At 73.7% G+C, this 11,978-nt stretch carries 12 protein-coding genes; 9 read left to right on the top strand and 3 right to left on the bottom strand.

Annotated features, from left to right (window positions below; all coding sequences use genetic code 11):
* The 9 genes from ACFWOG_RS21720 to cyaB all read left to right on the top strand — a co-directional run.
* Positions 1 to 621 (top strand): phosphopantetheine-binding protein (locus tag ACFWOG_RS21720; RefSeq protein WP_380360378.1); only part of this gene is annotated, 621 nt, incomplete at its 5' end.
* A 39-nt stretch (positions 622 to 660) separates the two neighbouring features.
* Positions 661 to 885, top strand: a complete 225-nt coding sequence (locus tag ACFWOG_RS21715; protein ID WP_329882490.1) for an MbtH family protein — start codon at positions 661 to 663, stop codon at positions 883 to 885.
* Between the two features lie 78 nt (positions 886 to 963).
* On the top strand, positions 964 to 2,793 hold the full coding sequence (locus ACFWOG_RS21710) for an ABC transporter ATP-binding protein (protein ID WP_329950794.1): 1,830 nt from the start codon (positions 964 to 966) through the stop codon (positions 2,791 to 2,793).
* The gene (locus ACFWOG_RS21705) at positions 2,786 to 4,528 is read left to right on the top strand and encodes an ABC transporter ATP-binding protein (protein WP_329882488.1); all 1,743 of its coding nucleotides are present in this window, start codon (positions 2,786 to 2,788) and stop codon (positions 4,526 to 4,528) included. The genes ACFWOG_RS21710 and ACFWOG_RS21705 overlap by 8 nt, the downstream gene beginning before the upstream one ends.
* Positions 4,529 to 4,634: 106 nt before the next feature.
* Positions 4,635 to 5,474 (top strand): siderophore-interacting protein, encoded by an 840-nt coding sequence (locus ACFWOG_RS21700; RefSeq protein ID WP_329950793.1) that lies wholly within the window; start codon positions 4,635 to 4,637, stop codon positions 5,472 to 5,474.
* Complete coding sequence (locus tag ACFWOG_RS21695; protein ID WP_355402571.1) at positions 5,471 to 6,535, top strand: iron chelate uptake ABC transporter family permease subunit; 1,065 nt, start codon at positions 5,471 to 5,473, stop codon at positions 6,533 to 6,535. Before ACFWOG_RS21700 ends, ACFWOG_RS21695 begins: the two co-directional genes overlap by 4 nt.
* Positions 6,532 to 7,650, top strand: coding sequence for an iron chelate uptake ABC transporter family permease subunit (locus ACFWOG_RS21690; RefSeq protein ID WP_329882484.1), 1,119 nt, complete (start codon positions 6,532 to 6,534; stop codon positions 7,648 to 7,650). Before ACFWOG_RS21695 ends, ACFWOG_RS21690 begins: the two co-directional genes overlap by 4 nt.
* A gap of 661 nt (positions 7,651 to 8,311) precedes the next feature.
* The gene (locus ACFWOG_RS21685) at positions 8,312 to 9,160 is read left to right on the top strand and encodes a helix-turn-helix domain-containing protein (RefSeq protein WP_380360374.1); all 849 of its coding nucleotides are present in this window, start codon (positions 8,312 to 8,314) and stop codon (positions 9,158 to 9,160) included.
* A gap of 13 nt (positions 9,161 to 9,173) precedes the next feature.
* Positions 9,174 to 9,734, top strand: coding sequence for a class IV adenylate cyclase (cyaB, locus tag ACFWOG_RS21680; RefSeq protein WP_380360372.1), 561 nt, complete (start codon positions 9,174 to 9,176; stop codon positions 9,732 to 9,734).
* A gap of 299 nt (positions 9,735 to 10,033) precedes the next feature.
* Here the strand turns inward: cyaB and ACFWOG_RS21675 are convergent, their stop codons facing one another.
* The 3 genes from ACFWOG_RS21675 to ACFWOG_RS21665 are packed head-to-tail and all read right to left on the bottom strand — an operon-like array spanning position 10,034 to position 11,972.
* Positions 10,034 to 10,534, bottom strand: coding sequence for a GNAT family N-acetyltransferase (locus ACFWOG_RS21675; RefSeq protein ID WP_329950789.1), 501 nt, complete (start codon positions 10,532 to 10,534; stop codon positions 10,034 to 10,036).
* Positions 10,531 to 11,343 (bottom strand): ABC transporter ATP-binding protein, encoded by an 813-nt coding sequence (locus ACFWOG_RS21670; RefSeq protein WP_329950788.1) that lies wholly within the window; start codon positions 11,341 to 11,343, stop codon positions 10,531 to 10,533. The genes ACFWOG_RS21675 and ACFWOG_RS21670 overlap by 4 nt, the downstream gene beginning before the upstream one ends.
* A complete protein-coding gene (locus ACFWOG_RS21665) occupies positions 11,340 to 11,972 on the bottom strand; it encodes an isochorismatase family protein (protein WP_329882480.1) in 633 nt (210 codons plus the stop codon). The genes ACFWOG_RS21670 and ACFWOG_RS21665 overlap by 4 nt, the downstream gene beginning before the upstream one ends.
* Positions 11,973 to 11,978: the final 6 nt, after the last annotated feature.

Here is an 11,978-nt window from a genome sequence, read left to right as displayed (position 1 = left end):
CGGGCGGACGACCAGGTGAAGATCCGCGGCTACCGGGTCGAGCCCGGTGAGATCGAGGACGCCCTCGCGGCCCACGAGGACGTCGCCCAGGCGGCGGTGGTGGTCCGTGAGGACACCCCCGGTGTGAAGCGCCTCGCTGCCTACCTGGTGCCAGGTGAGGGTACCCTTATCGAGGCCACCGAGATCCGGCGTATGCTGGCGTCCCGGCTGCCCGAGTACATGGTGCCGTCGGCGTTCGTCGTCCTCGACGCGCTGCCGCTGACCGTCAACGGCAAGCTCGACCGCAAGGCCCTGCCGGAGCCCGGTGCCGAGGACTACACGTCGTCGGGATCGCAGCGCGAACCCCGGTACCCGAGCGAGAAGGCGGTGCACACGGCGTTCGCACAGGTGCTCGGCATGCCCGCGCTCGGCATCGACGAGAACTTCTTCGACCTCGGCGGCCACTCTCTGCTCGCGATGTCGCTGCTCCAGCGGCTGCGTGCCGAGTTCGAGGGTCACATCGGTCTGGCCGACCTGCTCGCCAGGCCGACCGTCGCGGCCCTGGCCGACTTCCTGGTGGACCGGCTGGTCCACGACGCCCTCGGAGCGGAACCGGGTGACGGTACCGCCTGCTCCGGCTGACCGCCCCCTCCCCTTCCCACGACTCACTAGGAGAACCAGATGAGCGCCACCAACCCCTTCGAGGACGACGACGCCCGCTACCTCGTGCTCGTCAACGAGGAGAACCAGCACTCCCTGTGGCCCGCGTTCGCCGAGGTCCCGGCCGGCTGGACCACCGTCCACGGCGAGGACACCCGCCAGGCGTGCACCGAGTACATCGACGCCAACTGGACGGACCTGCGTCCGGCGAGCCTGATAGCCCGGACCGAGGCCGCGGCCTCCTGACCGCTCCGGGAGGGGACGGCCGCGTGCCGTCCCCTCCCGTCCCGTTCCCCCCGCAGACACCCGACGGATGGCCATCGCGTGAGCACCCATCAGCCAGAACCCGCCGCCGGCCCGTCCGACGGCCTGACCGCCGAGCAACTCGCCGACGAGGAACTGGAGCCCGGTGCCCTCTCGGCCGAACGCCGCCGCCGGGCCCGGGCCCTGCTCCGGGGCTCCCTGAAGCCCCACCGGGTCACGGTGGCCGCCGCCATGACCGCCGCGGCGATCCGCCAGCTCGCCCTGCTCGCCGTGCCCTGGTGCGTCCAGAAGGCGCTCGACGAGGGCCTGGAGAAGCACGACAGCGGCGCCCTGATGAGCTGGGCCGGCGCCACCGCGCTCGCCGCCCTCGTCCAGTTCGCCGGCCTCTACGGCTGGCAGTACTGGGCCGGCTACGCCGACGCCAAGGTCGGCGCCGACCTGCGCGCCCGCCTCCTGCACCACCTCTCCGGCCTGGACCGGGCCGCCCTCGCCTCGCGCGGCCACGGCGACCTCGCCATGCGCGCCACCCGCGACACCGACCTCGTCCGCGAGTGGGTGCACGGCCTGGCCGTCTGGGTCGTCCTCGGTGTCACCTTCCTCACCGTGCTGCCCCTCATCGCGGCGCTCGACCTCAGCCTGCTGCTGGTCACCCTCGGCACCCTGCCCTTCCTGGTCTGGGTCAACCTGCACTTCCCGCGCCGCTTCGCCGCGGCCAGCGGCGAGCTCGCCAAGGCCCACGGCGACCGCGCCGACGCCGTCGCCGACCTGCTCCAGATCGGCACCGGCCTGCGCGGCACCGGCGGCCACCGCCCGCTGGTCCACCGGCACCACGGCGCCAGCGCCGAGGTCACCGAACGGACGGTCATCGCCGCCCGCATCGAGGCCAGCTGGGCCGCCGTCGGGCCGTTCGTCCCCCGCCTCGCCGTCGCCGCCGGCGTCGGCTTCGGCGGACTCGCCGTCCTCGACGGCCGGCTGACCATCGGCGGACTCACCGCCTTCACCAGTTGGATGGCCATCGTCACCCTCGCCACCCGCGTCCTGGTCGACCGCCTCCTGGAGCGCGGCCAGGCCGACGTCGCCGCCGCCCGCATCGACGAGGCCCTCTCCATCCGCCCCGTCGTCGCCGAGCCGCCCGCAGGGAAGGCCCTCGACCTGCCGGAGCACGGCACCCTGGCGTTCACCGGCGCCACCGCCGTCCGGGACGGCCGCACCGTCCTCGGGCCGGTCGACCTCACCGTCCGGCACGGCGAGTTCGTCGCCGTCTCCGGGGCCACCGGATCCGGCAAGAGCACGCTGCTGCGCCTCGCCGTCCGCCTCGACGACCCCGACGGCGGCACCGTCGCCTACGGCGGCACCGACCTGCGCGAGGCCCGCCTCGACCAGGTCCGCGAGCGCATCTCCTACGTCGCCCAGCGGCCGGTGCTGCTCTCCGGCACTGTCGCCGACAACCTGCGGCTCGGCCGCGACATCGACCCGGAGACCCTGTACGAGGCGTGCCGCACCGCCGGCATCCACGACCAGCTGACCGCCATGCCCGACGGCTACGAGACCGAACTCGGCGAGGGCGGCACCGCCCTGTCCGGCGGCCAGGTCCAGCGCCTGGCCATCGCCCGAGCCCTGCTCGGCGACCCCGCCGTCCTGCTGCTGGACGACTCCACGTCGGCGCTGGACACCACCACCGAGAAGATCGTCCTCGACCGGCTGCGCACCTGGGCCGGCCAGGACCGCACCGTCCTGTTCGCCACCCACCGCACCGCCGTCCTGGACACCGCCGACCGCGTCGTGACCCTGGAGTCCCCGCGCGGCGGCGCCCCGGACGAGGACGGCGCCACCCCGGAAGGCCCCGCCGCCGTGACCACCCCGGACGCCATGGAGGTGGCTCGTGGCTGAACAGCCCCTGCTCAAGGACGAGGCCGACGAGCGCGCGGTGCTCCGCCGCGCCTGGCCCTACCTGCGCCCGCACCGCGGCCGCCTCGGCATCGCCCTCGGCGTCGGCCTGGCGGACTCCGCCGCGCTGGTCGCCGTCGCCCCGCTCATCGGCCTGGCCGCCCGCGCCCTGCTCGACCGCGACCGCGGCGGCCTCGGCCTCGCCGTCGCCCTGCTGGCCGGGCTCGGCCTCGCCCAGCTGGTGCTGGCCCGGGTCGGCGAACTGCTGCTGATCAAGGGCGGCGAGGACGTCGTCCGCACCCTGCGCGAGCAGGCGGTGGAGAACCTGGCCACCGCCCCCCTGCGCTTCCTGGAGACCCACCGCAGCGGGGAACTCCTGCGCCGGGCCACCGGCGAGGTCGCCGCGCTCGCCGCGTTCGTCCGCATGCACCTGCGCAACCTGGTCTCCTCGGTGGCCACCCTGGCCTTCACCCTGGTGCTGCTGGCGAGCTACTCGTGGCTGCTGCTGCTCGTCCAGATCGCCGTGTTCCTGCCGCTGACCCTGCTGGTGACCCGCTGGTTCCAGCGCGACGCCGCCTCCGCGTTCGGCGGCAAGGCGACCGCCGAGGCGACGGTCGCCGCCACCTTCTCCGAGACGCTGACCGCCCGGGAGGCCCTCCAGACCTCCCGCGGCCTGGCGGGCTGGACGAAGCGCTTCGACCGCGAGAACCGGCACGCGGTGCACGCCGCCCGCCGCGCCCTGCGGGTGGAGAACCGGATCGACCTGGTCAGCCTGATCGAGGGCGTCGCCCTCGTGGTGCTGCTGATGGTCGGCGGCTGGATGGTCACCCGGGACACCGCGAGCGTCGTCACCGTGGTGGTCTTCGTCGTCGCCAGCCGCAACCTGTTCGACTCCTTCGCCGACATCTCCCAGCTCGTCGGCGAGGTGCAGACCGCCCGCACCGGCCTCGCCCGGCTGCTGGACCTGCTGGCCGCCACCACCCCGGACCGCCGCCCCGCCCGGGCGGAGGGCCTGGCCACCCGCGGCGACCTGCGCTGCACCGCCGTCGAGTTCGGCTACCGCGCCGAGGGCCTGGACCTCCACGGCCTGACGCTGGACTTCCCGCAGGGCAGCCGCACCGGCGTCGTCGGCGAGACCGGCTCCGGCAAGACCACGCTCTCCAAGCTGCTCTGCGGCCTCTACCGGCCCGACGGCGGCTCGGTGACCTTCGCCGGCACCGACCTCACCGACATCCCGGAGGAGCAGCTGCGCCGCCGGATCGTCCTGGTGCCGCAGGAGGTCCGCCTGGTCTCCGGCACCATCGCCGACAACCTCGCCCTGGTCCAGGGCGAGCCCGACCGGGCGCGCATCGAGCGGACCGTGGACGAACTGGGCCTGCGGGAGTGGCTGGAGGACCTGCCCGGCGGCCTGGACGCCGAGGTGGGCCAGCGCGGCGGCAACCTCTCGGCGGGCGAGCGCCAGATCCTGGGCGTGGTCCGGGCGGTCCTGGCGGACCCGGCGGTCCTGGTCCTCGACGAGGCGACCGCGGACATCGACCCGGTGACCGCCGCCCGCCTGGAGCACGCGCTCGACGAACTGCGCTCCGACTGCACCCTGGTGGTGATCGCCCACCGGCCGGCCACCATCGCCCGACTGCCCCGGGTGGTCCGGTTGGACGGCGGTCGCCTGACGGGTGACGAAACGGCAGGTGGGAGCGTCGAATCCGGTACCCCGACTGGTCTCGGAGTTCGAGGTTAGGCTAACCTAATCAAATGATCGCCCCGTGCCGCCGTCCCGGCTCCCCCCGGAACGGCGGCACGGGCCTGTCCGGGCCTGCAGACACCTCGACGGAATGGGCTGACCGATGAACACCGACACGGCACCGCCGCGCATGCGGATCGTCCGCCATCCGCTCAAGTACCGCCTGCTGGAGGTCAAGCAGGTCGTCCGGGTCACGCCGGGCACCGTGCGGGTCACCTTCGCCGGCGACGCGCTCGACGGCTTCTGCGAGCAGGCCCCCACCGACCACGTGAAGCTCTGCTTCGCCTTCGAGGGCGACGACCTCCCGGTCGAGCCGATCGTCGAGAACGACACCTGGATGGACGCCCCCGAGGGCATGTCCGAGCCGCTGACCCGCGACTACACCATCCGCTCCTACCGCCGCGAGGCCAAGGAGCTGGACATCGACATGGTCCTGCACGGGACCGGCGTCGGCTCCAGCTGGGCCGCCGCCGCCGAACCCGGCATGAAGCTCGGCGTGTTCGGCCCCCGCGGTTCGGAGGAGATCCCCTTCGTCCACGACTGGTACCTCCTCGGCGCCGACGAGACCGCGCTGCCCGCGCTCGCCCGCTGGCTGGAGATGCTCCCCGCCGGCGTCAAGGTCCTCGCCTTCGCCGAGGTCCCCGGCCCCGAGCACGAGCAGCTCCTGACCACCGACACCGACGCCACCGTCACCTGGGTGCACCGCGGCGACGCCCGGTCCGGCAGCACCGACCTGCTGGAGCAGGCCATCCGCGCCGCCCGGCTGCCCGAGGGCATGGGCTTCGCCTGGGTCGCCGGCGAGGCCAACACCCTCAAGCCGATCCGCCGCTACCTGCGCAACGAGTGCGGCCTGACCAAGAACCAGGTCGACGTGGACGGCTACTGGAAGCGCGGGGTGGCCAACCACGACCACCACGAGGACGACCACCAGCCGCACGCATGAGCACCGACACACTCGACAAGCCGGCCCCGAGCCGAACGGCCTCCGCGCCGCGCGGCCGGGCCGGCACCGCGCGCCGCACCGCCTGGCTGTTCGGGGCGCTCCTGCTGCTCGCGCTCCTCGCCCTCGCCGGCATCGCCGTCGGCGCCCGCCCGGTGGCCCCCGGCCAGGTCCTGCACGTCCTGCTGAACCACGAACCCACGTCCGAGGACTGGATCGTGGTCCACCACTCCCGCATCCCCCGGACGCTGCTGGGCATCGCCGTCGGCGCCGCCCTCGGCATCGCCGGGGCCATGATGCAGGCGCTCACCCGCAACCCGCTCGCCGACCCCGGCCTGCTCGGCATCAACGGCGGCGCCGCAGCCGCCGTCGCCGCCGGCACCGCCCTGTTCGACCTGCGCTCCTTCGGGTCCTTCGTCTGGTTCGCCCTCGCCGGGGCGGCGGTCGCCGCCCTCGTCGTGCAGATCCTCGGCGGCGGAGGACGCGCCTCGGCCACCCCGGCCCGGCTCGCCCTCGCCGGCACCGCCGTCACGGCGGTGCTCACCGCCTTCGTCAACGGCCTGATCCTGCTCGACCCGCTCACCCTCAACCGCTTCCGGTTCTGGCAGGTCGGCACCCTCGCGGGCGTCGACTCCACGGTGCTCGGCCAGGTCGTCCCCTTCCTCGCGGCCGGCGCGGTGCTCGCCCTCTTCCTCGGCCGGCCGCTGAACGCCCTGGCGCTCGGCGACGACGCCGGGCACGCACTCGGCGCCAACCCCACCCGCACCCGCATGCTCAGCCTGCTCGCGATCACCCTGCTGTGCGGGGCCGCGACCGCCGCGGTCGGCCCGATCGCCTTCATCGGCCTCGCCGTCCCGCACCTCGCCCGCCACATCTGCGGGCCGGACCAGCGCTGGATCATGCTGCTGTCGGCCGTCCTCGCCCCGGTGCTGCTGCTCGCCTCGGACATCATCGGCCGGCTCGCCCTGCACCCCGCCGAACTCCAGGTCGGCGTCGTCACCGCCTTCATCGGGGCCCCGCTCTTCATCGCCCTGGTACGCGGCCGGAGGATCGCCCAACTGTGAACAGCCCCACCACGGTCGAGCAGACCGCCGCGCCCGAGAAGAGCCGGACCACCCGGCCGCCGGGGGCCGGGCGGCCCGCCGTCCCGCTCCACGCCGTCCGGCTGCCCGGCGGCCTCTCGCTGCGCTGGCACGCCCGCGCCACCGTCGTCGGCCTGCTGATCCTCGCCGCGCTCTGCGGCGTGGTCGTCTGGTCGCTGACCGCCGGTGACTACCCGCTGCCCGTCTCCGACGTGGTCGACGTGCTCACCGGCGGCGGACGGCGTGCCGACCGCTACATCGTGATGGAGGTGCGGCTGCCCCGGCTGCTCACCGCGCTGCTGGTCGGCGCGGCGCTGGGCCTCGCGGGCGCCCTCTTCCAGACGCTCGCCCGCAACCCCCTCGGCAGCCCCGACGTCATCGGCTTCACCGTCGGCTCCGCCACCGGCGCCCTCGCGGTGATCCTGGTGATCGGCGGCAGCGCCGCGACCGTCGCCGGCGGCGCCGTGGTGGGCGGCATGCTCACCTCCGTCGCGGTCTACCTGCTGGCCCGGCGCGGCGGCACCCAGGGCTACCGCCTGGTCCTCGTCGGCATCGGCGTCAGCTCGCTGCTCTCCTCGCTCAACGCCTACCTGATCGCCCGGGCCTCCTTCAGCGACGCCCAGAGCGCCGCGGTCTGGCTCACCGGCAGCCTCAACGCGCGCGGCTGGGAGCACTGCGGGCCGATGGCCGTCGCGCTCGCCCTGCTGCTGCCCGCCGCCGTCCTGCTCGGGCGCCCGCTGCGGATGCTGGAGATGGGCGACGACGCGGCCTCCTCGCTCGGCGTCCGGACCGAGGGCGCCCGGGTCTGGCTCGTGCTGATCGGCGTCGGTCTGACCGCCGCGGCCACCGCCGCCGCCGGCCCGATCCCGTTCGTCGCCCTGATCGCCCCGCAGGCCGTCCGCCGCCTCACCCGGGCCACCGGTCCCAACCTGCTCGGCTCCACCCTCCTCGGGGCCCTGCTCCTGGCCGTCAGCGACCTCGCGGCCCAGCGCCTGCTGGCGCCCACCCAGCTCCCGGTCGGCGTCCTGACCGGCGTCGTGGGCGGCTGCTACCTGGTCTGGCTGATCCTCGGCCAGTGGCGCGCCAAGCGCGGCTGACCACCGGGGAGCGCAGAACACGCGGTGAACGACGGCGGGCCCGGTGGACGATCCACCGGGCCCGCCTCCGTAGCGGCTCGGTTCACCCGTGGGGGTCCGGACCGGCGCTGATGGAACCCGTGACCCGCGCGGGTGCGACCGGACTCCGACCGCCGACGCTCACCGGTTCCCTCCCGGTAGATGACGGCTGCACACGCATTCGGCGTCACCGCAGAGGCATACCAGTACCACTGCACGGGCCTCGTCCCGAATCCCACCGGGGCACCCGTGGTGGGCGCCGAGCAGGCACTCCGCCGAGATGTAGCGGCCTCCTCGTTCGGTGTCGAGGTGGACGACGATGTCGGCGGGTCCGTCGGACCGTGCGGCGACGGCGGTCACCGGGTCTCCTCGGGAGCGGGACACGGGCAGGCGTGCGCGACGACTGCCCAGCCCAGGGGAGCCAGATCGGGGCCGGTCGGGGTGTAGACGTGGCCGGCTCGAAGGAGCTCGCCACCGGCGTGGTTGCAGCGGATACAGGCTCTGCCCTGAAGTTGGGCTCCGGACAGGGGTGGCTTCGGCGTCGGAGGGTCTTCCACTCTCACAGCGTCTCGGTGACTTGCGGTCAAGGACGATACCCAGAGGGTAATCTCACGGTGAGATAGCTCCCGATGAGGGGATCGCCATGGGCTCAGCGCTGGTACCGATCACGTTGCCCGACGCCTCGTGGCAGACCGGCCGGATCAGCGCCGCACTCCGCGACCGCGACATCGGAAGTCTGTTCCGGTACGTGCAGCATCACAGTGGGGCCGGCCAGGCCCGCATCGCCGTCCAGGTCGGTATGACGCAGGCCCGGGTCAACGAGATCATCAACGGCCGCCGTGAGGTCGTCCGTCTGGACGTCTTCGAGCGCATCGCGGATGGTCTGAACATGCCGGATGACGCCCGTCGTCAGCTCGGCCTGGCCCCACGCCGAGAGAGCCGGACACCCGGAGCGGCATTCGATCTCGCGGCATTCCCCGAGATCGTCCGCGTCTACTCCGACCAGTCGTCCGCCGCCGCGGAGATCCGGCGGTCCGCCCGGTCCGCCGGTGAACTCGACGTCCTTGCCGTCCGCGGCCTGGGCCTTCTGGGCCTTCGGGACTCGCTACTCCGCCCGCACCTCGACCGCGACGGCGACACGCCGCCCCGTCTCCGTGTGCTCCTGCTGGACCCGGAGTCGCCGGCGCTCGTCCGCAGGGCAGCCGAGATCGGAGAGTCCCCCGAGTCACTGGCCGGTGGCGTCCGGCTCGCCGAGGCCCGTCTTCGCGAGCTCTCGGAGGTCGGCCACGTCGAGGTCTACCACTACCGGACCTTGCCGGTCTGGCGCGTGATCCGGCTGGACAAGACGCTCTACGTCAGCGCGTTCGACGCGGATTGGGAGGGCCACGAGTCGGCAACCTACAAGGTGCTGGCCACTCCGTACGGTCCGCTGTACCGAGGGTGGCGCCGGTTGTTCGACGCTATGGTGGCCGACGCCGAGCGCGTGATCTGACGGAGGGCTGACGGTGGCGATCGAGGCGGAACTGAAGGCGGTAGTGCGGGACCCCGAGGGGATTCTCCGGCTGCTCGAAGACCGGTACGGGCCGGGGCGCGCGGAGGTCTATCGCGACACCTACTTCGACGCACCCGACGGATCTCTCATGGGAGCGGACCGGGAACTGCGGATCCGTACCGTGCACAGCCCGGACGACACCCGAACCGTCCTGACCTACAAGGGCGCCCGCGTGGATGAGGCGTCCGCTTCGAAGCCCGAGGCCGAGACGCGGGTGGAGGACGCGGAGGCCGTCCACGAGATCGTTCGTGCTCTCGGATTCGTCCCGCGTATCGCGTTCGAGAAGCGGTGCAGGAACTACTCGTTCACCGCCGACGGACGGCTGCTTCTCGCGACCCTCGTCCGAGTGCCCGAGATCGACGGCACCTTCATCGAACTGGAGACCATCGCGAGGGCGGACGACGACCTGCTGCCGGCCCTCCGAGTCGTCCGCACGGTGCTGGCCGGTCTCGGGATCGCGGAGGACGATCTGACGACGGAGCAGTACACCGACGCCGTGGCCGCCGCGCGCTGAGGCCCGTGCGGACCGGATGCAACACCGCTCAGGAACTCCGTCCCTCGTCCCGCCGAGGAGCGGCTCGGGGACGAAGCCGGGTTCGGCGGTGAAGAGGGAGGTCAGAGCAGCTCCTCGTGGTGGTCGATCACCTTGCGGACCGTGGGGACGTACCGCTCGGCCGGGGGAGGATCATCCTCACGATGCCAGACCGGCAGCTTGATCGTGTGCCGTTCGCGACCTCGCCCGCGGTGGTCCGGACAAACGCGGCGGGCCCGGTGGAGTGGTCCACCTGGCCCGCCGTCGTGGGGGTGCCGGGCTCAGACCTCCCGGGTGAAGACCCGGGAGTGACGGGCCGGGTCGAGGCCGGCCGCCCACTCGGCGGGGGCCGCCGCTGCGGTGATCTCCCGGAAGCCGTGGCGCAGGAACAGCTCGCCGCCGCCGGTGGTGGCGGTCACCAGGGCGCGCAGGCCCCGGCGGCGGGCCTCGGCGAGGACGGCCGTCACCAGGAGCGAGCCGAGGCCCGCGCCCTGACGGCCGGTCCGCACGCAGAGGTTGTGCAGCAGCCCGGTCGACGGCCGGCCGGCCTCGGGCGCCAGCGCGCGCAGCGCGACGCACGCGTCGAGCCGGCCGGGCGCCGCCCCGTCCTCGGCGCGGACCATCAGGAAGGTGTCGCCGGGCCGCCGGTAGGCGTCCGGCGTGCGCTCGCGCAGCGCCCCGGAGCGCATGAACGGGACGGAGAGCGCGTAGAGCGCCGGCGCGTCCGTGCCCGCGGCGCGGACCGCCCGCAGGACCGCGGACGGGCGCAGCGTCGCTGTCACCGGGCCGTACCGCGGCGTACGGGGGCCAGCGGGACGACCAGCGGGGTGCCGGTCTGCGGGTCCTCGATGATCTGGCAGGGCAGGTCGAAGACCTGCTCGACCAGCTCGGCGGTGACGATCTCGGCGGGCACGCCCTCGGCGACCACCGCGCCGTCGCGCATGGCGATCAGGTGCGTGGCGTACCGGGTGGCCTGGTTGAGGTCGTGCAGGACCGCGACCAGGGTGCGGCCCTGCTCCTGGTGCAGGCGCGCGCACAGGTCGAGCACCTCGACCTGGTGGGCGATGTCCAGGAACGTGGTCGGCTCGTCGAGCAGCAGCAGCGGGGTCTGCTGGGCGATGGCCATGGCGAGCCAGACGCGCTGGCGCTGGCCGCCGGAGAGCTCGTCGACGAAGCGGTCGGCGAGGGCGTCCACGTTGGTCGCCGCCATGGACTCGGCGACGATCCGCTCGTCCTCCTTCGACCACTGCCGGAACAGCCCCTGGTGGGGGTAGCGGCCGCGGGCCACCAGGTCGGCGACGGTGATGCCGTCGGGCGCGGTGGAGCTCTGCGGCAGCAGGCCGAGCCGGCGGGCCAGTTCCTTGGCCGGCAGGGCCCCGATCTGCTCGCCGTCCAGGAGCACCCGCCCGGAGGCGGGCTTGAGCAGCCGGGCGAACGCCCGCAGCAGGGTGGACTTGCCGCACGCGTTGGGGCCGACGATCACGGTGAACGAGTTGTCGGGCACCGCCACCGACAGGTCGGTGGCGATCGCCCGGTCGCCGTACCGCAGCGTCACCTTCTCGGTGTGCAGCCGCTCGCCGGTGGTGGTCACTTCTCCTCCAGGAGGTCGGCGGTGCTCAGCACGACGGCGCACTTCTCGGCGGCCCAGCGCAGGGCTTCGGTGTGCTTCTCGGCGGAGAAGTCGGCGACGGCGTCGCCCACCACGAAGGCCTGGACGTCACGGCTCCACGCGTCGGCGGCGGTCATCATGACGCCGATGTGGGCGTAGACGCCGACGATCACCAGCTGGTCGCGGCCGGACTTCTCCAGCAGGCCGGCCAGCTCGGTGCGGGCGAACGCGCTGTACTTCCACTTGAGCAGCATGACGTCCTGCCCGGCGGGCGCGACGACGGCCGGCACGCCCTGCGCCTGCTCGTCGGCCGGCAGCCCCGGGCCCCAGAAGTCCAGCTGGAGGCCGCGCTCCTCGGGGGTCTGGCCGCCGCGCTGGTGGGAGTAGATCACCGGCATGCCCAGCGTGCGGGCCCACTCCAGGATCCGGGCCGTGTTGGCCAGGGCGGGGGCCAGCGGGGGGCCCTCGGCGGGGAACGCGCCGAGGAAGTAGTTCTGCAGGTCGTGGACGAGGACGGCGGCCCGCGCCGGGTCGACCTGCCACGGCACCTTGCGGGGCGGGAGGTCCGCGGGGCCGGGCAGTTCGTAGGGGGCGATGGCAGGCAGTGCCATTCGAGG

Origin of the sequence: Kitasatospora sp. NPDC058406, assembly GCF_042722765.1 — a bacterium.
Lineage (GTDB): Bacteria > Actinomycetota > Actinomycetes > Streptomycetales > Streptomycetaceae > Kitasatospora.
This window is presented reverse-complemented; position numbering and strand designations above follow the sequence as displayed.